The sequence below is a fragment of the Deinococcus sp. NW-56 genome, from assembly GCF_002953415.1.
Taxonomy (GTDB): domain Bacteria; phylum Deinococcota; class Deinococci; order Deinococcales; family Deinococcaceae; genus Deinococcus.
Genome location: NZ_CP026518.1, coordinates 311,016 through 333,687 on the forward strand (window position 1 = coordinate 311,016; position 22,672 = coordinate 333,687).

Sequence of the window (22,672 nt, forward strand, 5' to 3'; positions counted from 1 at the left end):
ACTAGGGTTCTTGGCAGCCTCTAAGGGCCGCATCGTCAGTTACCGGGGGCTGGCGAGCTACAAAGATCCCGTCACCGGAAAGCAGCGCCGCCGGTCCGTGAGCCGCAAGACCCGCGTGGAGGCGGAACGGGCCCTCGCGGCCCTGCTGCGCACCCTCCCCAAGGCGAAGCCGGTGAGGCGCCGCACGGCCACTCCCCCCGCCCTGCCGCCAGCCAGGGAGCCTGACTCCCTGCATGCGTTCCTTTTGCGCTGGCTGGCCTACAAGGAACGCGATGTGCGGCCCTCCACCTACCGCACGTATGTCCATGCCCTGCTCCCGGTGCTCCCCACCCTCGGAGCGCGTTCCCTGGTCGGGCTTCAGGTGCTCGAGGTCGAGGAGATGGTGCAGACCCTGCACCGACAGAACGGCCCCCGTGGAGCCGGACGGTCGCTGCACATCCTGCGGATGGCGTTGCGGCAGGCGGTGCGCTGGCAACTCGTGCCTCTCAACGTGGCAGAGAACGTCCGCAAGCCGAAGGTGGTCCGGCAGGAGACGCTGGTGTGGACTCCGGCCCAGGCCGCGAGGTTCCTGAAGGTGGCGCAGGGGCACCGCCTCTACCCCCTCTTTGCGCTGGCCCTGAGCACCGGGATGCGCCGGGGCGAGTTGCTGGCCCTGCACTGGGGAGACGTGGACCTGGAAGGCCGTGAGATCACCGTCCGGCACAACCTGGTCAAGGACGCGTCCGGGCACTACGGCATCGGACAGCCGAAGACCGACGCCGGGCATCGCCGCATCCTGCTGGCTGGGGACACGGTTGACCTGCTGAAGGAGCACGCACGGCGGGAACAGCGGGGAAGGCGCGTCCCACGTCCCACTGACCTGGTCTTTACAGCGGCCTCTGGAAATCACGTGCAGGGCCGTCACCTCGACCGGACGTACCGGGCGCTGATGGAGGAGGCCGGTGTGCCGCGGCTGCGCTTCCACGACCTGCGGCACACGGCGGCGAGCCTGCTGATCCGCCGGGGCGTGCCGCCCAAAGTCGTGGCGGACCGGCTGGGGCATGCCGACGCCAGCTTTACCCTGAAGGTGTACACGCACCTGTATGACGACCAACGGGCGGCGGGGGCTCTGTCCCTGGCAGACCTCCTGGAGACGGGGAGCGAGGGACATGGCCCCAGCCCCTGTCCCACCTCGGCAACCGACCTGGGACAGGGGCTGGAAGCCCTGAAGCAACTCCATCAGGCCCTCGGCACCTTCCTTGCAACGGCACCGGAATGGGCGGCGGCAGTGTTACGGGAGGTGGTGCCCACCCGAAGCAGCCCTGGAGAAACGCTGCGGAGTCCTACTTCCGGGTGAGCCAGCCGCCCAGAGGCTGGTCAGCCTCACCTCGAAGTACTGCCTATGATTGTACGGCAAAATGCCGTACAATAAGAACAGGAGGGAGCCATGACGAGTGCAGCCAAACTTCAGAGGCTCGAGGCGCGCATCGACGCGGAAAAGAAGGAGACGATCGGGGCGGCCGCCGCCGTGCAGGGCCTGTCCCTCAGCGACTTCGTCATCCAGGCGGCGTACAGCCGCGCGCTGGAGACGCTCGAGGCCCACCGCACCCTGCGGCTATCCACGGCGGACCAGCAGCTGTTCATGGACACCCTGATGAACCCGCCAGCCCCGAACGACGCTCTGCGGCAGGCCGCCGCCCGCAGCCGGGAACGCTTCGGTTCGTGACCACTGGCTTCCGCGTTGTTCCCTTCAGCCCGGACTACGACGCCCGTGCCTTCGAGAGCCTAAACGAGCATCTGACCGCCTACCTGAGAGAAGGCCGCCTACAACGGGACCTGAAGACGGGTCAGGCGGCCGTCTTCCTGATGGTCGATGAGGCGGACCGGGTACAGGGGTACTACACCCTGACGTCGGCCAGCGTCCCGCGCCAGGAGGTGTTCAGCGGGACCCAGGCCAGGAAGTTTCCCTACCCGCAGGTGGCGGTGACCCTGCTGGGCCGCGTCGCCATTCACAGGGACCTGCGTGGGCAGGGCATCGGCACGGACCTGATCCTGCACGCCCTGCGCCAGGCCGCGCGGGCGGCGGAGACGGTGGCGTCCTACGCGGTTATTCTAGACGCCAAGAACGAGAAGGTCGCGGCCCTCTACGCCCGGCTGGGCTTCATCCCCTTCCGGGATCAGCCCCTCAAACTGTTCCTTCCGATGAATACCATCCGGCAACTGCCCTAGCGGTCGAGGAAGGATCTGGTCATAGGTGTCCAACCGGCTTGGAGGGCTGCTCCTCCCCGGAACCTTGTGGGCGAATGGGCGCCCTGGGGTTCGGCCGGGCAGCCCTAAGCTCGGACCACTCGCCGTGCCGAGGAGCTTGTCGCGGCGCTGCTGCGCAAAGCGTTGAATCAAGGGCGCCGATGGGAGGGCTGAGAGTTGCTTTGCCAGCTGAATAATTGCAGCTTCTGACCAACGTCCTGGCCGCTGGCCCGGCAGGAGAGCCTGTTCAGTTGGAACACGTCCTCCGGTGTCGCGACCACCATCAGCCCTGGCATCGGGTGATCGCTAGGGTTGGCTGACCCCTGGACAGCGTCAGAAGCCTCTGACAGTTGTTCAGGCATAAGTGGTCTTATGCCTGACAAGCCGAGTGGGGGAGAGCTGGCCCTGTACCGCGGGGACCTCCTCGCCAGGACCCGGGAGTGGACCAGCCTGCATGACGAGGAGCTGCGGCGCCGGGCAGTCCAGGCCGCTGGGGAAAAGGACGTCACCTCCCTGGTCAGCCTCACCACTGCCTACCTCAGCCACGCCGGCGCCTCGGGTGTCCTGACCAGCCCCCACACGGTCGCGGCCTACGCTCGGGGCGTGCGGCAATTCCTGACCTGGGCCGAGACTCAGGCCGTCAGTCTGCTGCGGCCGGGCCGTCATGACGGTCAAAGTTTCGTCAATGCTCTCTTGGCGGAAGGTCGGGCACCGGCGGGTGTGTCGCAACGGGTCGCGGCGGCCAGCTGTCTCTACCGGGCCCTGCGCTGGGCTGGAGCGACCGAGGCCACGCCCTTTCAGGATGTCCGCGTGCCCCGCGATCCCACGCCTGGCCTTGTTAAGCGTCCCCCTTACACCGACGACGAACTCCACGACGTGCTGCAGGTGGCCGACGTGCAGGCCCGGTTGCTGCTGCTGCTGACCGCCCACGGGGGCTTACGGATCAGCGAGGCCCTGGCGCTGAGGTGGGAAGAACTCGACGAGGGCGCGCGGCGCCTTCAGGTGACGTCGGGCAAGGGCCGCAAGAGCCGGGTGGTGGCGATGAGCACGTCGCTAGCGCGGGCGGTACGGGATTACCGGGCCCTGTATGGGCCCGGGGGCACGGAGCAGCTCGACGGGCTGCGCACCACGGGTCCCGACCGGGTGTTCCGCTTCTCGGATCCGGAGACAGCTCGGTATCACCTGGGCAAGGCGTTCAAGGTGGCGGGCGTGAAGTTCCGGGGCTTTCACCCGGGGCGGAAGTATGCGGGGACGCGGCTGCTGGGGCAGGTCAAGGACTTCGGGCGGGTGGCGGCGCACCTGGGGCACGAGAGCGTGGATACCACCCGCAAAGGCTACGCGGCCCTCCCAGTCGACGACCTCAAGGGCGACCTCGCCGGATGGTAGGCCGTCCGGGCAAGCACGGCCCGAACGGCTCGCGACGCTGGAGGTCGTGGGTCAGTTCGGGAACGTTGACCTCTCACACAACCGCTCCAACGGAGGGTTTGTTCTGATTCAACCGAAATATTAACGGATATTTCGCTTCATGGCGAAAAACACCTCTGAAAAAAGCTGTCTGGGAGGGCATTTTTTCGACTTGCCCACAGAATCGCCAGGAAGGGGCCTCCAGTCGCCGCTGAGGGGTACAGCCCCCCAGATAGGATCTCGCCTTCATGACCATGCACAGTCAGAATGCAAGTCGCTCCTTCCTTGGCAGGAGTTCCAGGCAGGTCTGGCGGCTTGATGTTGGCAAGCAGCTTTGAGAAGTGGAACATGTGCACGAGAGGCGCGTGTTCCACTTCCTCTCCTCTTAGATAGGATTCAGGCTCTGTACCGGACATCTTCAGGTTGAAGCTGTGCTGGACGGAAAATTTCTGAACGTGTGATCGGTCGCGAAGTGGCACAACAAACGGCGGTGTTTTGAGTGTGTGACCATCCCAAAACCCGCCGATCTCCAGCGTATCGAACTCACCCGCCACTTCAAAGCCTGCGTGCCCTTCCCGCGCCACGACACGCTGCAGCGTGTCGTGGACTTGATCTTCGCGATGGTGACGGCCCGAAGCGTGAACCAGAGTGACCTGTGCGCCCACCTGCCCGGAGTCAGCTCCCTCGACGCAAAGAGACGCCGGGTGGAACGAGGGTACCGGGATCCTCAGCTCACCGAGTCCGTCTTCCTGGCCTTCCTCCTGGCTCTGCTGCCCCCAGGGAAATTGCTGCTCAGCATGGACCGCACGACGTGGGAGCGCGGCGAGTCGCCCCTGAATCTCCTGGTGCTTGGCGTCGTCCTGCACGGCTACACGGTGCCACTCGTCTGGACTGCCCTGGATCACGACGGCAACAGCAGCACGGTCCGGCGGATCCAGCTGGTCTCACGACTCCTGAAGGCCCTTCCAGCGGGCCGCTGGAAGGGCCTCGTCGCCGACCGGGAGTTCATCGGCGGCGAGTGGTTCCGGTTCCTGAGACGGAAGGGCATCAAGCGCGCCATCCGTATCAGGAAGAACGCCGTGGTCGACGAGTTGCGTGTGGATGCTTGGTTCGGTGATCTGAAGGTCGGAGAAGTGCGGTGCCTCGCCGAGCGGGCCAACGTGTACGGGGAGGTGATGCAGGTCGTGGCCACCAGGTCCCCCGCGGGGGACCTGGTGGCGATCGCCACGGATTTCAGCGTCTGGGACACCTGCGTCCTGTACCGGGCGCGCTGGTCGGTGGAGTGCACGTTCGCCAGCCTCAAGGTGCGCGGGTTTGACCTGGAGCGGACCGGTATCACTCGACCAGACCGACTAGAACGGCTGTTCGGGCTGGTCATCCTGGCCTGGGTCAGTTGCCTGCGGGTGGGCGTATGGCTCCAAGCGCACGTCCCGATCAAGGTGAAGGCTCATGGCCGCCCGGCCATGAGCCTGGTGCGGTACGGCGCAGAGCAGCTGTGCAATGCCCTGCGGTGGAATCTGCCCGAATTACCAGGGCTGATCAGGCTGCTGAGCATGCCGTTTCACGTGCCAGGCGCAGTTTAAAGGCAAGATGTCCGGTACAGAGGGCAACACCCATAAAATCCCTGACCATCAGGTCAATCATCTTCTTCCGCGTTGCCACAGGCACTTTGTGCCAGACTTCACCCGCGATGACCAGTTCGGCTTGCATGAGAGTGCCATCCGGCAGCCTTTCCGTCCAGAGTTCGATCCCCTTGAAGCCGGGAAGGCTGTAAGCATGATGTGTTCCAAGAGGGGGAGCTTTGCCGCTGTAGAGCTGACTCCCCCTCTTCTTGATGAGCTGACACCGGTAGGCCTTACAGAAGGGACTGACGGCGACGCTGCCTTTGGTGCCCAGCGGAGCAGCCTGAGCTGGGGCGTGAACCAAGAGAAGCGCAAAGCCCAAAAAACAGTGTGCTCTACTTTTACGCTCCTATCTTGACGGCGGAGATCTGTCGTCCGTGTCACGTTGCAACTTCCGCTTACTCCAAGTTGGACTCAGGGTCGCATTTACTTTGACCTGATCACGCACAGGTGTCGTCTCGGGCCAGGTAACGCGGGACTGCCAGCGGATGCGCGTCATTTGAGGGTTATAGAGTCCCGTACAGCAGGCGACCATGCAAAGGCCGTACTGGTCGTGACGGACATCAGCAGAGCAGATTGTTGAGCAGCTGTGCGGCTTCAAAGGGTGCTGACGCCGACCTGCGAGTTTCATCACTGCTCTCTTGCCCTACCCTGAGGCATGCGGATCTTCGTCGGCGTCACCGACGACGGGTGGTAACACTTCCTCGCCGGGCAGCGTGGCCTGACCGAGGTGAACTTCTGGCGGCCCAGCGGTCAGGGCTTCGGGGCCCTGGGGGAGGGCGAACTCTTTCTCTTCAAGCTGCACGCCCCGCACCACTTCATCGTGGGCGGAGGCTTTTTCGCGCGCGCGGTGCGGCTGCCCCTTACCCTCGCCTGGGACGCCTTCCGGGAGGCCAACGGCGTGCCCGATCAGGACGTCATGCGCCGGCGCATCGCCCACTACCGCCGCACCCCCCTGGAGCCGCACGCCAACCCGGAGATCACCTGCCTGCTGCTCGCCGAGCCGTTCTTCTTTCCGCGGGAGCAGTGGATCCCGGTTCCCGAGTCCTTCAAGAGCAACATTGTCGTCGGCAAGGGCTACGCCACCGACGAGGCCGACGGCCGGGCGCTGTTCGACGCGGTCACCGAGAGGCTGCAGGCGCAGGTGGATCACGCCCTGGAGGTTCTCCCCGCGACCGAGGCGGCGGTGAGCGCCCGCTTCGGTGCTCCCCGGACCGTGCGTCCGCGCCTGGGGCAGGGCGCCTTCCGGGCCCTGGTCACTGAGGCCTACGCCCGGCGCTGCGCGGTCACCGGCGAGAAGACCCTCCCGGTGCTGGAAGCCGCGCACGTGCAGCCCTACGCCCAGGGTGGCCCCCACGCGGTCGAGAACGGGCTGCTGCTGCGCAGCGACCTGCACCGGCTCTACGACCAGGGCTACGTCACCGTCGACCCCGACGACCGCCGCCTGATCGTCAGTCCCCGGATCCGCGAGGAGTTCGACAACGGCCGGCACTACTACGCGCTGGAGGGCCAGGCACTCGCCCCACCCGAACGCGGCTTCCGGCCGGTGTCCCGTGAGCGGCTGCTGTTCCACGCCGAGCAGGTCTACCGTGGGTGACGGTCAGGCGCTGCTGGCCGCCCTGCTGCGCCACGAGGCCAAGAGCAACACCTACAAGTTCGCCCTGGTGCGGGCGCTGAACGACCTCGCCCTCGAGTACCCGCTGGAGGCGGAGGGCGAGGTCGCGGTGCCCCTGCGCCGGGTGGCCGAGCGCTGGCTGGTCTTCTACTGGGGCTTCGTGGGCGAGCGGCCGGTCTACCAGGGCCCCAGGGCCAGGCGGGACGGAGAAGAACGGCAGGACGTCTCCTTCCGCCCGGCGCTCACCCGGCTGCGGGAAGCCTGGGAGGGCCTGCCCTACACCCGGCCGGACCCGGCGGGAGGGGCGCTGCTGCTCGCGGCGTACCGGGCGGGGAGGGAGTAGCTGCCCCCCCAACTGCAGGTCATGACGGACCTGACCCTGGCCGTCCTCGCGCGCGCGATACGCCAACCCGTGCGTTACGCCGGTCCAGGCGGCGAGCACCAGGTGTTCGGCCCGCCCGCGCCGGCCGGTACGCTCACGGGTCAGCTGCTCCCCGGCACGCGTCTGGAGGAGACGGCGTTCACGGTCCCCGCTTCCCTGTGGCGCACCTTCCAGACCCTGCCGTTGTGGATCGAGGCGCTGTGCGTGCACGAGTGGAGCCTGTTCGTGGAACGGGTGGCGCAGGACCCACCGGTCTCGCGCGGGGAGGTGTTCGCTCGCCTGAGCGCGTCCCCGGAGGCCCGCACGCCCCTGACCTGGGAGCGGCACCAGGTGCGGCTGCTGATGCTGGAAGGGCACGACTTTTTCTGCCCCTGGACCGGTCATGCCCTCTCCCCCACCCGCTTCGACCTCGACCACATCATCCCGGTCTCGGTGCACCCGATCGGCGAGCTGTGGAACCTGGTGCCCAGTGATCCTGGCCACAACATGCACGTCAAGAGGGCGCGCCTGCCGGACGCTGAGCGCTTCGCCAGGGCGCGGCCGCACCTCACCCGGACCTACGCTGCGTACGCGGGCTGGTCGGCCACGGCGGCGGTGCTGGATCACGACGTGACGGGGCGCTTCGGATATCCCCTGGCGCCACCTGACCTGCCCCACGCCGTGGCGCGGCTGAGTGAGGCCGTCGCCCAGGTCCCGCAACGTGCCTCGCTACTAGCGGTCCTCCAGGCCTTCCTGCACTACTTGGCGCGCCCACTCCGGGGCCTCCGCCAGGAACGCACCCAGCGCGGCGTGGAGCCGCTCGAGGCTGGCGCGTCCCGCGTGCCACTCCCCGGAGGAACTGAGGCGCGCCTGCGCCCGGCTCCCCACACCGGAGCGAGCAGCGTTTCCAGGCTGAGCGCCGCCTGCGCCCGCTGGTCGTCATACACGTAGGTGTAGACCTTCAGGGTGAAGGTGGGATCCACGTGCCCCAGCCGGTTGGCCACCACCTTGGCCGGCACGCCCTGGCGGATCAGCAGGCTCGCGGCGGTGTGCCGCAGGTCGTGGAAGCGGATGTGGGGCACCCCGGCCCCGTCCATCAGCGCCTGGAAGGTGCGCTGCAGGTGGCGGTGCTGGACGTGGTTGCCAGAGGCCGCGGTGAAGACGAAGTCGGCCGGGCGCGGGGCCCGGCGCCCCCGGTGTTCGCGCCGGTGGTGCGCACGCAGCAGCGCCACGATGTCCTCGGCGAGCGCGACCCTGCGCCTTCCCGCCTCGGTCTTGGGTTCGCCGACGACGTCCTGACCGGCACTGTTTTTCACCAGGTTATGCCGCACCGTGAGCTCCTGGGCGTCCAGGTCCACGTCGCCCCACTGCAAGGCGAGCAGCTCACCGCGGCGCATGCCGGTGTGCAGCGCGAAGGCGAACAGTGGGTGGAGCCGGTGTCCCCGGGCCGCCCCCAGGAAGCGCGCGGCCTGTTCGGGGGTCCGGACCGTCAGTTCCGGCCGCGTCACGCGCGGCTTGCGGACGTGCTGCGCAACATTACCGGGAACGAGTTGCCAGCGCACCGCCTGCTGCAGCGCCATCCGGAGTACATGCAGGACCCGCCCCGCCAGGCGCGGACCGGACTCCGTCTGGAGGTGGCCGACCAAGTCTTCCACGTCCAGGACCGTGAGTTGTCCCAGGGGCCGGGTCCCCAGGCTGGGCAGAACACGCTCCAGGGCCTGCATGTAGCCCCGCCAGGTGGATGGCCGGACATCGCGCGCTTTGTAGTCCAGCCAGCGCAGCAGCAGGGCGTGCAGGGAGCCGGGAGGGGCCCCCAGTGGGAGTGCGGGAGGACGGGCCGTCTTGGGACGGGCCTGGCCCTGACCCTGAGGCAGGGTGCGGATCAACTTCCGCAGCGCCCGTTCCGTTGCTGCCCGGGTTCGGCGGCTGACCGACTTGCGCCGGCGCTTGCCCGCGCCCGGGTCGTAGTAGGTTGCCAGGTCCCGGTAGCCCACCACCCGCCCCTTCCACTCCACGGGATGCACGGTGCCCTCGCCGACTCGTCTGCGAATTGCCATGGGTACGGACATGCCAGAGGGACTGCCGCAGCGCAAGGCCGCCCCTCTCCGTGCCCAGCCCCGCGGCCCCGGACGCCGGGGCACCCCGACCAAGAGGCGGACAGCGACCGAGCTTCGGCACGGCCTACCGGGCGCAGCTTCCATCCCGCTCTCTGACGGCAGGCTGACCCCATATACTGTCCCTACCGTTCGCACAGTCCACTCGCGCCGCTTGTTGTGCCCCCTGTTCCCAAGGTCACTGGCATGAAGCACAGCATCCCCCCGGAGCCCGTCACCCGGCGCTCATGGCTCCAGTTGCTCTCCCCGTCGCGCGACCTGGCCCTTTTCATGGTGCTCTTTACCGTGCTGCTCTGGTCAGGCTCCTGTCAGTGCCTCGGGCCGGTGTCGGCGCTGGTGACGAGGGCACCGGACCGCATGTTCGATCTGGTGTCGAGGGTCACCTACGAATGGCCTGCGCCCGCGCCTGTACCAGGACTGCCGCTGGTGGTGCTCGTCGCCATCGACGACGCGGCCGTGCAGCGGTTCAGCCCGAACTCCTACGTCTTCGATCGGGGCACCCTCTCGACGCTGCTGCAGCGCATCGGCGTGGGCCAGCCCCGGGCCGTGCTGCTCGACCTGGACCTGCGGTTCGGAAGCAACGCGGCGCCAGCGGGTCAGCGGACGGGGCAACGATCGGGGGGCGACGAGCGCCTGCTCACGCAGCTCCGTGCCCCCCGCGCGTACCCCATCCTGGTGATTCACAACGGGCTGCTCGGCCGCCAGGACCTGGCCGAGCCGGGGGCGGGCGCTCACCTCTGCGCCGTCTCGCCCCATCTGCTGGAGGACGACCTGGTGGTCCGCCGACTGCCCCGGCCCAGAGGGGCACCCTCGGCGGCAGAAGCCCTGGCCAGCATCCAGGCCGGGCAGCGGGACTGCACGAGTGGGGCGGTGGACTCCCAGGTGGACGACCGGGAAGCGCGGCCCTGGGAGGTCACGTCGGGGCTCGGACGTCATATCGCCTTTCACCGCAGCTGGCCGCACCTGTTCACGCAGATTCCCGCCGGCCAGCTGCTCACGGGACCCCCGCAGCGGCGTCTGGAACTGCGGGATGCCCTGGTCCTGGTGGGGCGCACCGACGCCGACAGCCAGGACCTGCACCGCACGGCGGCCTCGTCCAGTCCCATGCCGGGCGTGCTGATTCATGCCAACGCGGTCCTGACCCGGCTGACGTACCCTGGTGGCCTGCAGTCCCTGAACTTCTGGCCCACGGTCGGCCTGGTCTCCCTGGGTGTGGGCCTCGCCCTGTGGTGCGCCCACCTCACCGCATCGTCCCTGCTCCGGCTGAGCCGCCGGCCCTGGTTCCGGCAGCAGGTCCTGCCGGCGGCCGAGTTCGTCCTGGCGACAGCGCTGCTGGTCTTGCTGGCCGCCGCGCTGCTCCACTTCACTGGCCTGTTCCTGGACCTCACGCTGCCGTTCGTCGTGCTGAAGCTGGCCCAATGGCTGCGGGGGCAGTTCGCCCCGAAGGGAGACTCCGATGCTGCACCTGACCCTGGCCCTGATCCTGCTCACGACCCCACGCCCTGAGTTGCGCGTGCCGTATGTCGAGGTCCGCGCCGGAGCGGCCGCCGTGATCTATGCCCCAGCACCGAGCGTCACCCTGGAGCGGTCTCTCCGGGTGACCCGGGACAGCTCCCTGCATGCAGGCGACCTGGTCTGCGGGGACAAGGGCCAGGTGACCCTCCGGTATTCCTGGGCCGGAAGGGTGCAGGTCCGTCCCCTGCGGGCCGGCGATTGCGTTCAGGTGCCGGTGCGGGTCTCTGCGGCAAAGAACCTCCTGGCGCAGCTCACGGAGGCCGTCCAGCAGTGGTACCGGGGAAGCCCACCTGTCGTGGTCACGGGCGGCAGCCGGGGCCCGGAGGCCAGCCGGTGCAGGCCCCCGCTGCTGCTGCCAGAGCCCTTTCATCCCGCAGCGCTGCTGCTGCCGGTCTCCGGCGACGCCGCCCGAACCCTGCGGCTGCTGAACTCCCAGGGGACCGTGACCTATACCTCGCAGGTCCGCGGCACCGACGCGACCTTCCGCATTCCTGCGGCCCGGCTCATGAACGTCTCTCGGCTCGAGGTGTGGCGTGCCGACGGGACACTGCTGTACGGCACCCCGGTGGTGCGGGTGGGGTCCCTGACGATTCCACCCGCCGGCCAGGAGGAGACGCTCGACCGGCTGCTGACCACGCCCCTCCCCGAGTTCGCGCCGGCCCTGCTGTCCTACCTGGCCCTGGACACCGGGCGTGAGGCAGAGGCCAGGGCGGTGGACCAGCTGATCCGGCAGCACTGGCAAGGGGAAGCCTGCCGCTTTCCGTAGGCTCAGGCGCCTCCCCCGTGCCCAACCCCGGGAACCTTGCACTCCTCACGCGGGCCTGATGGTCGGCCCCCCTGGCTCAGGGCATCAGCGGCCAGTTGTCCTGGGCACCGGTGGCCACCGGATTCTGCGGCGCCGCGCCGGGGCGGGCGGCGACGAGTTCCGGAACGCGCCGCTGCACGAAGCCCAGCAGGTCCAGCAGCCCGATGGGCTGCTGCGCCGCCGGGCGTGCCCCGCCGCGCAGGCCCTCGAGCAGCGCGTAGCTGAAAAAGCCGTTCGTCAGGCCCTGCGCCTCGTTGGACAGCTGGCCCGGCCCGGCCGCCGACAGGAAGACCTTGTCTGCCGGCGTTCCCGGCCGGGTGGCCGCGACGATCCGCGAGGCGCGGGCGATGAAGGCGGCCGGGTTGCTGTCCTTGACCCGGTCGATGCGCCCCGCGTGGCAGGTGTCGAGGAACACGACGACCCGGCCGGGAATGCGGCCCACGAACTCGGTCATCTCCCGGCCACTGATGGCGCTGCCCTGGTCGCCGCTGCGGACGTCATGCGGCAGGAAGTAGTACTCGTCGCCCTCGTTTTCTCCATGCGAGGCGAAGAACACGTACACCGTGTCCTGCGGCGTGGTAGCGCGGGCGATGTCCTCCATGCTCTGCAGGATCCGCGCCCGCGTGGCGTCGGCGTTGAGCAGGATCCGGGAGACGACGCGGCCGTACAGTCGGTTGTTCTGCGCCTTCTCGAACAGCAGGGCGAGCTCGGTGACGTCGTCGACCGTGTAGTTCAGGGCAGACACCGCCGGGCTCTGAAAGACCTCCACCCCCACGCCCAGGACGAACAGCCGGCGCCCCGCGCCCGGACTCGCCGGGCTGCCCGGCGAGGGGGCAGGGGCGGGCGGCAGGGGACCGGGGACCAGACTCCCTTCGGTGCGGTACAGCGCTGCGTTCAGACTGTCGTCGGCAGCGGAGCGCGCCACCGCCAGCCGGCGACCGTCCCGGCTGTAGGTCAGGGCCGTGACGGTCGCCGGCTGCGCCTCGGCGCTCAGCAGCCGGGGCGGCTGCTGCTGCCAGTTCCACAGCCGGATCTGCCGGTCGAAGCTCCCGGTCCGCAGCAGGCGCTCGTCCAGAGAGAACGTGACCGACACCACGCCGGCCTCGCCCGGAAGGCGGGCGGCACGGCGGGCCTCCTGCCAGCGCCAGACCTCGGTGACGCCGCTGAGCGTGGCCACGGCGAGCCACTCCCCCGCCTTGTTCAGGTCCAGGGCACTGACAGGCGCCCCGATCTCCAGGGTGGCCTGCAACCGGCCGCTGCCGACCTCCCAGACCCGGACGGTGCCGTCGTCGCCCCCACTGAGCAGCCGCGCACCGTCCGGCGTGAACCGCAGGGCGCGCACGGTCCCCGAATGCCCACCGAGTTCACGCCGGGTGCCCGCGCGGCTGTCCCAGAGGCCCACAGCCCGGGTGGTGGTCCCGACCGCGACGTGACCGGAGACCGACGCGGCCATGGCCGTCACTGTGCCGGCCGGCTCGCGCCAGACGCCGGTCACCTGGCCGCCCGGCACGGTCCACCGCTGGATCTGCTCACCGCCCGCGGTGAAGAGCTGCTCGCCCCCGATGCTGAAGGCGACGGCCGTGACGTTGTGGTCGTGGTCCAGCCGCCGGAGGCGTTCCCCCGTCTCCGCCGTCCACAGGTAGACGTCCCGGTCCGCGCCCGCGGTCGCGAGCAGGTGCCCGTCCGCGCTGAAGGCCAGGGCATTGACCCGGGCCTGGTGGGCGCGCAGGGTGGCCTGCAGGGTGAGGGCGTCGCCCCGCTGTTCGCCCTGCCCCTGGCCTGCGCCCCCCACCAGCAGCGCGCACAGGCCCAGCAGGGCTCCTAGCCGGCGCACGGATTGTACGCGGCATCCGGCAGGCAGTCCGCGCGGCTGGTGATGATGCGGTAGTTGGAGCGCGAGAGTTCGTCTTTCTCCGCGGCGCGGCGCGCCCACCAGGCGGCCTGGCGGCAATTTTTCACGTTCCCGATGCCGTAGTACAGAATCCGGACCATGTTGCGCTGGGCCGTGACGTTCCCCAGGCAGGCTGCCCGCCGGGTGTAGCTCGCGCCTTTCTCATAGTCCTGCAGCTGGCTGGTGTAATAGTTCCCGAGTTCCGCGAGGGCCGCCGGGTGCTGCTGTTCGGCGGCCTTGAGCAGCCATTCCACACCGGTCACGAGGTTCGGTGCCGACAACCCCGTGCCGGAGAGGTACGCCATCCCGAGCTGGTACTGGGCCTCGGCCACCTTCTGCCCGGCGGCCTTCATCAGCCAGACGACCGCGCGCTGGGGATTGCCGGGCACCTCCAGGCCGCCCAGGTACAGCAGCCCCAGGATCAGCTGCGCCTGGGCGTTCCCGGCTTCGGCCACCGGTTCACAGGCCTGCGCGGCGTCCGCGTAGGCTTTCTGCTCGTACAGCTGCTCGCACGCGCTGAGGGGGGCCTTCGGGGGAGCGGTCTGCTGGGCATGGGCCAGCAGGCCCAGGGAGAGGAGGCCGGCGCCGAGAGTCAAGATGAAGCGGTACATGGTGACTCCTTGACCAGGACCGCCCGGTGGGGCGGCCCCACTGGAACAACCTACTGAGGCGGTCGCCCCACCTTGACGCCCAGGGTCTTGCTGACCTTGTTCTGGCCGTCCTCCACCTCGAACAGGACCGCATAATCCCCGGGGCCCGGATACAGGTGGTCGAGCAGCAAGCGTCCTCCCGACGTGCAGGGCACGGTCTGAAAGCCGGTGTTGTCGCCCCAGTTCACCCGGCAGCTCAGCGGGGCGTTCTCCGGATCCTGCACGTCGATCTGGACCCGGACCGGCCACGCGGCGTCAAGGGTCGAGGGCACCTGCAGCATCAGGAGCGCCGGCGGAGCGTTCACAGGCACCTCGGCCCGGCCCACCTTGACGCCCAGGGTCTTGCTGACCTTGTTTTTGCCGTCGTCCACCTCGAACAGGACCGCGTAATCGCCAGGACCCGGATACAGGTGGTCGAGCAGCAGACGCCCGTCCGAGGTGCAGGGCACAGTCTGGAAGCCCGTGTTGTCGCCCCAGTTCACCCGGCAGCTCAGCGGGGCGTTTTCCGGATCCTGCACGTCGACCTGCACTCGGACCGGCCACGCGGCGTCAAGGGTCGAGGGCACCTGCTCCATCAGGATGACGGGCGGAGCGTTCACGGGACCCTGGACCTCACCCACCCGGACGCCGATGGTCCGCGTGACCTCCTGCCCCTGGCTGTCGCGCACGACCAGCAGCACGGCGTAGTCGCCCGGAGCGCTGTAGGGATGGCTGCGCGTGAGCGCCACGTCGTTGGCGCAGGGCACCGGCTCGTCCGGCGTGTTGTCGCCCCAGTTCAGCGTGCAGGTCAGCGCCTGGCCCGCTCCACCGTCGTTCGCCACCAGGCGGACGGTGCCGGTCAGGCTGGTGGCGTCCGTGCCCGGGGCCACGCGCGTGAAGGCCACGATCCGCGGCTGCGTGCGAGGGGCCTCCAGCAGGGTCACGCTGAGGGTCTCCTGCGCGCTCGTCTGCGCGTCGGCCGCCCTCACGGTGACCTGGTAGCTGCCGTAGGCCGAATAGATGTGCGTGAGGTCCGTACCCGCGCAGCTCACCGCCTGCGGAGCCGTGCCGTCTCCCCAGCTGACGCTGCAGGTGAGGGAGTCCCGGTCGGGATCCGCCGCGCGGAAAGACAGGGCGACGCGGCGCTCCCCGGTGATCTGGAGGCGCGGGTCCTCGATGACGGGTGCGGCGTTGGGCGGGGGGCTGGAGCAGGCCCCCAGCAGGGCCAGGGAGGCGCTGAGCAGGGTCACGAGGCGCAGGCTGTTCACAGGCGTTCCTCCGGGGCGGCTAGAAGCGGTACTGGATCCCGAAAGCCAGGGAGCCGAAATGCCGGTTGACGTTGAAGGAGAAGATCTGCCGCCCCTCGGCGAAGACCGCGAACTGCCGGGTGAACTGGTAGGTCGCTCCCAGGGTGATGTCCCCGAACGTCTCCTGACGGGTGAAGTTGCGGCCTGCACCGACCCCCACATAGCCGGTCATCGGTCCGGACGACACGGTGTAGGTCCCCAGCACGGACGCGGCGCTGCCCAGCCCGGACTGCCCACCGAAGTCCCCCGTTAGCCGGAGGCCGAAGTTGCCGACCAGCCGGGCATTGCCAGCCACGACGCGGAACTGCGCGCCGCTGCTGGGCGAGCCAACCAGGTAGCCGCCCACCCCGACATACCAGCGGGGCTGCGCGTCCGCTTCCGCACGCACGCGCGCCGCCTCGGCCGTGACGGCCTCCTGGGCCTGCAGGCGCTGGTTCAGGCCGGCGAGCTCCGTCTGCAGGGCGGCCAGCTGGGTGCCCGACTGGGTGCGGACCTGCTCCAGGCTGGCCTGCAGGGTCCCCAGCTGGGCGGTCAGCGCGGCGGTGTCCTGCTGCAACTGGCCGCTCAGCTGGGTCAAGGTGCCTTGCGCCTCGGTCAGCAGCCGCGCCTGGTCGGCTTGGGTGCTCTGCAGGGTGTCGACCCGGCCGCTCAGGCTCTGCGCGGCCCCCTGGGCCGCCTCCGCGGCCAGCTGGGTGCTGCCCGCCTGCGTCTCCAGGGTGTCCAGACGGGTGCCCAGGGCGGCCGCCGCGTCCGTGAGGGTCTGGGCGGTGGTGGTCAGGCCCTGCAACTGGTTGACCTGCTGCTGCAGCGCCTGGACGCTTCCCAGCAGGTCCGTTACCTGGGTGCGCAGCTCCTGCAGGCCCGCGCGCGCTTCCTCGATGCCGCGCGTCAGGACGTCGAGCTCCGCGCTGCTCAGCAGGGTCTCCAGCCGCTCGAGGGGATAGCGCTCCAGCAACCGGGCGAGCATCACCGCCACCTCCTGACGGGTAGCGGGCGAGGCCCAGTTGAAGGTACCGCCCGGGTAGCCCACCACCAGGCCCCGGTTGACGACCAGTTCCACGGCCTGCCGGGCCCAGCTGCCGGCTTGCTGCTGGGCGGCCGCGGCGCTGCCCGGCGGCACCGTGACCTGCGCGGACGCGGCCCCCGTGAACAGAAGCGCGCAGCTCAGCACCAGGGTCTGTCGCATGATGGATCCTCCTTCACGGCGGGGCCGCGGATCAGGGGCGGGGCGTGGACACGGAAGGGTCGCCGAGTCGGCCGAAGGGCAGGGCCGACGTCACCTGCAGGGCCGCGTCCACGGCCACGGTCCAGGCTCCCGGTCCGCTGCGGCCGGCCAGCACCAGCCCCTCCGGCGACGCGGGGACCAGGGCCATGAAGGTCTCGTCGCCGGACCGGCCGTAGCGGTAGGCTTCCAGCAGGGTCCCCTGCGGGCTGTACCGGGCGAGCAGGGCGTCCTTGCCCCCCCCGGCTCCCGGCGGCCTCACCGGGAGCGCCGCGCCATCGGTGTAGCCGGCCGCCACGACTCCGCCGTCCTCCCGGAGCAGCAAGCGGGTGTACGCGTCGGCCTGGGGAGTGCCCCACTGCCGCACCCACAGGAGTTGGCCCTCCGTGGTCCAGCAGGCGACGAAGGCGTCGGCCTCGCCCTGCGGAGCGTTCCCCGTACCCGCACCGTCCCCGGCGGTCAGCGTGCCGTGCGTGGAGCCGGCCAGGCAGACCCGCCGACCAGTGAGCGCCAGGTCGCCCACCACGTCCTCGGCCGGGCTGCCCAGCGTGACGGTCAGGCCAGGACCGGGCACGGCCGGGTCGAGCCGCGTCAGGAACACGTCGGACGGCCGGTTCGGGACCCCCACCCGGCCCGCGACCCACACGGACCGCTCCCCCAGGGCGACCTGGAGCTCCTGGAGCTGGCCGGTGATCGGCAGCTCCGTGGTCGTGACCGGGACGCCGGTCTGGGCCGCCACCCGCACGAGGACGGCCGGACCCTCGGGGCCCCGGTGCCCGACCAGGTAGACCTCACCGGCAGGGGTCACAGTCAGGTCATCCACGTCCGAGCCGGCAGGCAACACCGGGCGTTGCCAGACGACCCCACGGGTGCGGGCCTGCACCCGCGCCAACCAGACCCCCGCCGAATCACGCGACGCGGCGAACAGGCTCGGTTCGCCATCTGGCGCGGCGCAGTCCAGGGCCAGCGGCTCACCTTCCATGCCGGCGAACAGCCCGAAGGTCTGGCTGCCCGGCTGCCGGATGACCACGTAGCCCTTGAGCGGATGCCGGGACTGGGAGGCCCCCAGACGGACCTGCCAGGGCTGGCTCAGGTGGCCCATCCCGAACAACGTGCCGTCCGGACAGGCGCTCAGGTGGGAGAGGTCGTCCACTGCGAGGCCCGTCAGGGCCTGCGGCTCCAGGCGAGTCTGGGCCTGTAAGGCGGCGGCCAGGCCCAGGCTGGCGGCCAGCAGGACCGCGGCACCCCTAAGGCCGCACATCGATGGTCACGCTGCCGGCTCCATGCCGCGCCCCGGTGGCGACCGGCAGGATCAGGCTGGCGCGCGCCTGCTGGCCCAGGCGCTGAATGTCCGCCAGACTCAGGAACAGCTGGAACTCCGTCTGCTGGCTGCCGGGCATGGTCATGAAGTTCAGCGGAGCGTCGCTCACCAGGGCCACCACCTGGGACTTGCCGTACGGGGCGCCGGCCACGATGCGGTACCGGCTCAGGTCCGGGAAGACCAGCGGCACGCCGGCTTTCACGTTGTTCGCCTGTGCGTAGCGGTTGGGATAGAGCAGGGTCAGCGCGCCGCGTTCGTCCAGCTCGAACAGGTTCAGGTACCCGTCACTGGAGCTGACCACCGTGTACTCGATGGGCTCGCCGTCACGGTAGGCCGCCTGCTTGCTGCGGACCTCCACGGCAAAGGCACTGGTGTTCAGGTAGCGGTCCAGGAACGCCCGGCCGGAGGTGGCCGCCTGGATATCCGGCGAGGGAATCGTCGCCGTGGCCGGCTGCGACAGGCGGCCGAAGCTGAAGACGTCTTTGTGCAGCCACTCCGGCACGCCGAACAGCTGCGGCGTGGGGACGGTGTACCCCGAGACGTCCAGTTCGGCAAAGAGCTTGCGGACATGTTGAGCCGCAAATTCCCTGAGCTCCGCGAAGCTGATCGGTCCCGGCCGGCTCACCAGACCCTGGTACAGCGACTGGGTGAACAGTCCGCCCTGGTCGGAGCCGAAGGCCAGCTCGTTGTTGGCGGACGCCGTCATGGTGATGGACCGGCCGGTGGCGGGGGCGTCCGTCCTGCCGGGGCCCAGGATCCGGCTGATGCGGTTGTCCGGCGTCATGTTCACCGCCGTGGTGCAGGCCATGGTCCCCGACCGGGCCAGGAAGCGTGGCTGCAGGGCCCGGGCAGGGGCCGCCGCGGCACCGCCCCGGTAGTTCACCCCACTGAAGCAGCTGTCCAGGATTACCAGCATCTCGCGCGCCGGCACGCGGTTGAACGCGGCCTGCAGGTCCCGCTCACCGACGACGTTGGCCAGGTCGTAGGGCACCAGCCCCGTGGAACACCCGTTCTGGCCGGCCGGATCGGTGTACCGGGTGCCATGTCCGACGAAATAGAACAGGACCCGGTCGCCGGCGGTCACGCCCTCGACCAGCCAGGACTGGATGCTGCCGAGCAGCCCCTGACGGGTGGCGGCCCGGTCGGCCAGCACCCGGATCTGCTGCGGCCCGAAGCCCAGCTTGGCGACAATCTGGCGCATGGAGTCCAGATCCCGGCTCCCGCCCAGCAGGGTACTGCCGTCCTGGTAGGTACCCACGCCCACGAGCAGGGCGCGGTCCTCGGCTTGAGCGGCTCCCGCGCCGGCCAGCACCAGAGAGAGCCACAACAGCAGGGAACGCCGTTGGACGGAGAGACTGACTGCGGTGCCCATCGCTTCTCCTCTCATGAGTTGCTCCTCAATCCACTGTGCGGCGGATGAGAGGATTGTTCAGGCGCGGGCGTCAAAAAAGCGTCAAGAAAGCGTCAAAGCAAAGCGGCGGTGGCGCTCGCCCCCACGCCGCACCCTCTGCTCCGAGCGGAACGCCCAGATGAGGGTGAGCGGCAACGGCCGGCACCGGAGCCTCCGGCCCCGCCCAGAGGTCGGCTCAAGAGGAGGCCGGCGTGACCCGGCTGACGGGCAGGGCCTCCAGCACCTGACGGACGAGCCTGGCGACCTCTGCGAGCGATCCCGGGTTGCCGCCTGCTTCCAATGAGCACCCGTCCGCCTCCTGCAGGCCAGACGCTCCGGCCCACTCCCGCTCCGCCCGCCGGCGGTTCCAGGTTCCCAGGGGCGAGTCCCCGGTCAGGAAGGTGTGCAGCCGGGCAGCGCTCCCGCCGTCTCCCAGCCGGAGCATGGCGACCGGAGCGTAGGGCAGGAGCCAGTGGAAGACGAGCAGGTTCTGGGTCTCCCAGGCGAACGTCAGGGCCCCGAGCAGCCCGGAGCCTCCGTCTACCACGGCTTCCTGCCGCAGGGCCAGAGCTCCCCGCACCCCCATCAGCAGCGCCCGCGCGAAGGTCTCTCCGCTGGCCACCGCCCGGTCCAGGGCCGATTCCACCTGCTCTTCCAGTTCTCCGGGGCTGGCCCGGCCCTCTCCCCGTACCAGCAGCTCCAGCTGGGCCAGCCCCAGCACCGCCCGCAAGATCGGCTCCTGCCCCCGCAGGCCCAGCGCGGCTGTCATGTCCAGCCCTTCCTGGACCATGCGGCAGGCACCCGGCAGGTCGTCGGCCATCATGCGCTCCACGGCGATGTTGGACAGCAGCCAGATCACGTCCATGCCCGGCGGCACCTGGCCGGACCGGTACAGCGCGTACGCTTCTCCATGGCAGCGCCGGGCGTCCTCCGCCGCGCCTTGCAAGGCCAGGATCAACCCCAGGTTGTTCAGGCTCCGCATCAGCCGGGTGGGATCACCCAGTCGTCGGGCCAGGTGCTGGGCCTCGAGCAGGGTGCCGCGCGCCTCCGCGAGCTCGAAGGCCCGCCCACAGGCCTGTCCGTAGCCGTCCAGGGCCCGGAGCCGCAACAGGGAGTCTTCCTGCCCGAGGTCGTTCAGGACCTCCCGGCCCAGCTCGACGGCACGTGGAACGTCGCCGGCGAACAGCGTCAGCCAGGCGTAGCCGATCAGGTACGACAGCCGGGCTTCCCGGGCCTCCTCCCGGTCGCCGAACTGCGCGAGAACGGCTTCACAGAAGGCCAAGCCGTCCCGAAAACGGCCCATGAGTGGATAGGCCCACAGCAGCGGCTCGGCGATGCGGGCCAGGTCCGGGTAAGCCCGCCGGGCCAGCAGCCAGCGCAGGGCCGCCATGACGTTCGCCTCCTCGTTCCGGAACAGCGCGACGAGTTCCGGGGAGATGGCCCCTGCCGCCCGGCGATTGAGACCGTCCAGCGTGGCCCTGAAGTGGGCCGCGTGCCGCGCGGCGACCTGCGCGGTCTCCTCTTCACCCAGCTGCTCGGCCGCGAAGTTCCGGACCAGGGGATGGAAGCGGAACCGGTGCTCGGGCAGCAGGGTGATCAGCGCCTTGGCGGTCAGTTCTGCGAGCACGGCGGGAGTCGCGCTGGCGACCTCACGGGCAGCGTCCCAGGTAAAGCCTCCCCGGAAGACGCTCAGCCGGGCGAGCACCTGCTGTTCCTGCGGGGAGAGGCGCTGCCAGGAGGCGTCCAGGGCGTGTCCCAGGCTCCGGTGCCGGTCCGGTACGTCCTTCAGGGGAAAGTCCAGGTGCAGCGCTCCCCGTTCCAGTTGCCCGACCAGCTCCTCCAAGGGCAAGACCCCGGTCCAGGCCGCCGCGAGCTCCACACCCAGGGGGGAACCGCCGACGGCCAGACAGATGCGCCGGACCAGGGGACGGGTCTGTGCCGTGAGGTGGAACGGGCCAACCTGCCGGGCCTGGGCGACAAAGAGCTGCACGGCGTCGGTTCGGTCGAACATCTCCCCGGCCGCGTCGGGGCCAGGCACAGGCAGACCGGCCACCGTCACCAGGTGTTCCTCACGGACGCGCAGCCGTTCCCGGGAGGTGACGAGGAGGGTGAGTCCCGGACTCGCGTCCAGCAGCCGCAGCAGAAAGGGCGTGGCCTCCAGCAGCTCGTCGAGGTTGTCGAGCGCCACCAGGACCCGTGCCGGGCCGAAGTGCCGCGCCAGCGCCCGCACCGGATCCGGCTCTCCATGCAGGGGCACGTTCAGGGCGCCCGCGAGCCGCGCGGGCACCTCGGCTGGACCGGCGCACGTTTCGAACGGCAGCAGCAGCAGACGCTCAATGCCCCGCGGTTGCTCGGCCAGGTCCCAGGCCACCCTCTGCGCGAGGCGGGTCTTTCCGATGCCGCCCGGGCCATGCAGGGTGATCAGCCGCGCGCCGCGGTGCACCAGGTCGTGCACCCGGGCACGTTCACCCGCCCGGCCGATGAACGGCGTGAGTTCCCGGGGCAGGTGGTGGGCGGGAGGCCCCGCCACCGGGACCTGAGGCCGCGGGCCTTCCGGGGGCGGCAAGTCGGGGGCACTGCCGTACTCGGCCGCGTACCGCTTCAGGAAATCGCTTCGGAACAGCCGGGCCGCACTCGTCTGCCCCGCCTGTCGACGGGCGTCTATGAGCAGGTGCGCCGCCTGAACCGACAGGGGGTCGAGAGCCAGGGCCCGCTCGGCCAGGTGCGCGGCTTCGTCTGGCCGGCTGGCCTCCAGCGCTGCGCGCGCGAGCGTCAGGGCCTGGCTGAGATACCGCTGGGAAAGTTGCAGGTCCCAGCGGGAGTGCCAGTCGTCCCAGGCGGCGCTGTCACGGATCACCAGACCCGACAGGAAGGGACCGCGCCACAGGGCGAGGAGCGTCGCCGGGTCCGCGCTGTCCAGGAGGTCGGCATCGAGGACCAAGGCCTCCCGGTTCAGGCCCAGCTCGTGCCGACCGGTGTGCACGAGGGCGGCGTGGTCGCCGAGGGTGCGGCACAGCGTGCTCAGGGCATTGCGCAGGCTGAGGCGGGCATGCTGGTGGTCACGTTCCCACAGCAGGGCGGCCAGCGTCTCCCGGGGCATGGGTCCCTCGAGCGCCAGAACCGCGAGCAGCGCCATGGCTTTACTGGAATGCGGATTCAGCGGCGTATCGCCTGAAAGGAGAAGAGGCGGACCGAGAACAGCCAACGAGACTGACTTCATCGTGCTTCCAGCCTCCTTCAGGAGTGGCAG

At 69.7% G+C, this 22,672-nt stretch carries 18 protein-coding genes; 9 read left to right on the top strand and 9 right to left on the bottom strand.

The window, feature by feature from the left end:
* Nucleotides 1-10: 10 nt before the first annotated feature.
* From C3K08_RS17055 to C3K08_RS17075, 5 genes are all read left to right on the top strand, one after another.
* On the top strand, nt 11-1,336 hold the full coding sequence (locus C3K08_RS17055; RefSeq protein ID WP_158680052.1) for a site-specific integrase: 1,326 nt from the start codon (nt 11-13) through the stop codon (nt 1,334-1,336).
* A gap of 90 nt (nt 1,337-1,426) precedes the next feature.
* Nucleotides 1,427-1,705, top strand: coding sequence for a DUF1778 domain-containing protein (locus C3K08_RS17060; RefSeq protein ID WP_104992629.1), 279 nt, complete (start codon nt 1,427-1,429; stop codon nt 1,703-1,705).
* On the top strand, nt 1,702-2,208 hold the full coding sequence (locus C3K08_RS17065; protein ID WP_104992630.1) for a GNAT family N-acetyltransferase: 507 nt from the start codon (nt 1,702-1,704) through the stop codon (nt 2,206-2,208). Before C3K08_RS17060 ends, C3K08_RS17065 begins: the two co-directional genes overlap by 4 nt.
* Nucleotides 2,209-2,598: 390 nt before the next feature.
* Nucleotides 2,599-3,612 (top strand): site-specific integrase, encoded by a 1,014-nt coding sequence (locus tag C3K08_RS17070; protein ID WP_104992631.1) that lies wholly within the window; start codon nt 2,599-2,601, stop codon nt 3,610-3,612.
* 638 nt (nt 3,613-4,250) lie between these two features.
* Nucleotides 4,251-5,213: an IS4 family transposase gene (locus tag C3K08_RS17075; RefSeq protein ID WP_104991882.1), complete on the top strand. Its 963-nt coding sequence runs from the start codon at nt 4,251-4,253 to the stop codon at nt 5,211-5,213.
* Here the strand turns inward: C3K08_RS17075 and C3K08_RS18145 are convergent.
* Nucleotides 5,170-5,574, bottom strand: coding sequence for a hypothetical protein (locus C3K08_RS18145; protein ID WP_158680053.1), 405 nt, complete (start codon nt 5,572-5,574; stop codon nt 5,170-5,172). The genes C3K08_RS17075 and C3K08_RS18145 overlap by 44 nt on opposite strands.
* A 408-nt stretch (nt 5,575-5,982) precedes the next feature.
* Between C3K08_RS18145 and C3K08_RS17080 the strand changes: the two genes are divergently transcribed.
* Nucleotides 5,983-6,849, top strand: coding sequence for an HNH endonuclease (locus C3K08_RS17080; protein ID WP_234009275.1), 867 nt, complete (start codon nt 5,983-5,985; stop codon nt 6,847-6,849).
* Nucleotides 6,842-7,210, top strand: a complete 369-nt coding sequence (locus C3K08_RS18330) for a hypothetical protein (RefSeq protein WP_199777067.1) — start codon at nt 6,842-6,844, stop codon at nt 7,208-7,210. Before C3K08_RS17080 ends, C3K08_RS18330 begins: the two co-directional genes overlap by 8 nt.
* A gap of 776 nt (nt 7,211-7,986) precedes the next feature.
* Here the strand turns inward: C3K08_RS18330 and C3K08_RS17090 are convergent.
* Nucleotides 7,987-9,285: a site-specific integrase gene (locus C3K08_RS17090; RefSeq protein ID WP_158680054.1), complete on the bottom strand. Its 1,299-nt coding sequence runs from the start codon at nt 9,283-9,285 to the stop codon at nt 7,987-7,989.
* A 243-nt stretch (nt 9,286-9,528) separates the two neighbouring features.
* On the opposite strand from C3K08_RS17090, the gene C3K08_RS17095 reads away from it, so the two are divergent.
* Nucleotides 9,529-10,848 (top strand): CHASE2 domain-containing protein, encoded by a 1,320-nt coding sequence (locus tag C3K08_RS17095; protein WP_104992633.1) that lies wholly within the window; start codon nt 9,529-9,531, stop codon nt 10,846-10,848.
* A complete protein-coding gene (locus C3K08_RS17100; RefSeq protein WP_158680055.1) occupies nt 10,799-11,623 on the top strand; it encodes a hypothetical protein in 825 nt (274 codons plus the stop codon). Before C3K08_RS17095 ends, C3K08_RS17100 begins: the two co-directional genes overlap by 50 nt.
* A gap of 76 nt (nt 11,624-11,699) precedes the next feature.
* Here C3K08_RS17100 and C3K08_RS17105 read toward each other — a convergent pair whose 3' ends face one another.
* The 7 genes from C3K08_RS17105 to C3K08_RS17135 all read right to left on the bottom strand — a co-directional run bounded on the left by C3K08_RS17105 (nt 11,700) and on the right by C3K08_RS17135 (nt 22,558).
* The gene (locus C3K08_RS17105) at nt 11,700-13,496 is read right to left on the bottom strand and encodes a caspase family protein (RefSeq protein WP_158680056.1); all 1,797 of its coding nucleotides are present in this window, start codon (nt 13,494-13,496) and stop codon (nt 11,700-11,702) included.
* Entirely contained in the window at nt 13,484-14,164 is a 681-nt protein-coding gene (locus tag C3K08_RS17110) for a tetratricopeptide repeat protein (protein ID WP_104992636.1), read from the bottom strand. Before C3K08_RS17110 ends, C3K08_RS17105 begins: the two co-directional genes overlap by 13 nt.
* Before the next feature lie 50 nt (nt 14,165-14,214).
* On the bottom strand, nt 14,215-15,450 hold the full coding sequence (locus tag C3K08_RS17115) for a PKD domain-containing protein (protein ID WP_104992637.1): 1,236 nt from the start codon (nt 15,448-15,450) through the stop codon (nt 14,215-14,217).
* A 19-nt stretch (nt 15,451-15,469) separates the two neighbouring features.
* Nucleotides 15,470-16,675 (bottom strand): S-layer homology domain-containing protein, encoded by a 1,206-nt coding sequence (locus tag C3K08_RS17120; protein ID WP_104992638.1) that lies wholly within the window; start codon nt 16,673-16,675, stop codon nt 15,470-15,472.
* Between the two features lie 31 nt (nt 16,676-16,706).
* Nucleotides 16,707-17,972: a hypothetical protein gene (locus C3K08_RS17125; RefSeq protein WP_104992639.1), complete on the bottom strand. Its 1,266-nt coding sequence runs from the start codon at nt 17,970-17,972 to the stop codon at nt 16,707-16,709.
* The gene (locus C3K08_RS17130; RefSeq protein ID WP_158680057.1) at nt 17,959-19,404 is read right to left on the bottom strand and encodes a DUF4384 domain-containing protein; all 1,446 of its coding nucleotides are present in this window, start codon (nt 19,402-19,404) and stop codon (nt 17,959-17,961) included. The genes C3K08_RS17125 and C3K08_RS17130 overlap by 14 nt, the downstream gene beginning before the upstream one ends.
* A 214-nt stretch (nt 19,405-19,618) precedes the next feature.
* The gene (locus tag C3K08_RS17135; RefSeq protein WP_158680058.1) at nt 19,619-22,558 is read right to left on the bottom strand and encodes an NACHT domain-containing protein; all 2,940 of its coding nucleotides are present in this window, start codon (nt 22,556-22,558) and stop codon (nt 19,619-19,621) included.
* Nucleotides 22,559-22,672 lie beyond the last annotated feature (114 nt).

Coding starts and splice junctions, on each gene's coding strand:
- C3K08_RS17060 (WP_104992629.1), top strand. CDS start 1,427: ATGACGAGTGCAGCCAAACTTCAGAGGCTCGAGGCGCGCATCGACGCG.
- C3K08_RS17070 (WP_104992631.1), top strand. CDS start 2,599: ATGCCTGACAAGCCGAGTGGGGGAGAGCTGGCCCTGTACCGCGGGGAC.
- C3K08_RS17075 (WP_104991882.1), top strand. CDS start 4,251: ATGGTGACGGCCCGAAGCGTGAACCAGAGTGACCTGTGCGCCCACCTG.
- C3K08_RS17090 (WP_158680054.1), bottom strand. CDS start 9,285: ATGGCAATTCGCAGACGAGTCGGCGAGGGCACCGTGCATCCCGTGGAG.
- C3K08_RS17095 (WP_104992633.1), top strand. CDS start 9,529: ATGAAGCACAGCATCCCCCCGGAGCCCGTCACCCGGCGCTCATGGCTC.
- C3K08_RS17100 (WP_158680055.1), top strand. CDS start 10,799: ATGCTGCACCTGACCCTGGCCCTGATCCTGCTCACGACCCCACGCCCT.
- C3K08_RS17110 (WP_104992636.1), bottom strand. CDS start 14,164: ATGTACCGCTTCATCTTGACTCTCGGCGCCGGCCTCCTCTCCCTGGGC.
- C3K08_RS17120 (WP_104992638.1), bottom strand. CDS start 16,675: ATGCGACAGACCCTGGTGCTGAGCTGCGCGCTTCTGTTCACGGGGGCC.
- C3K08_RS17125 (WP_104992639.1), bottom strand. CDS start 17,972: ATGTGCGGCCTTAGGGGTGCCGCGGTCCTGCTGGCCGCCAGCCTGGGC.
- C3K08_RS17130 (WP_158680057.1), bottom strand. CDS start 19,404: ATGGGCACCGCAGTCAGTCTCTCCGTCCAACGGCGTTCCCTGCTGTTG.
- C3K08_RS17135 (WP_158680058.1), bottom strand. CDS start 22,558: ATGGCGCTGCTCGCGGTTCTGGCGCTCGAGGGACCCATGCCCCGGGAG.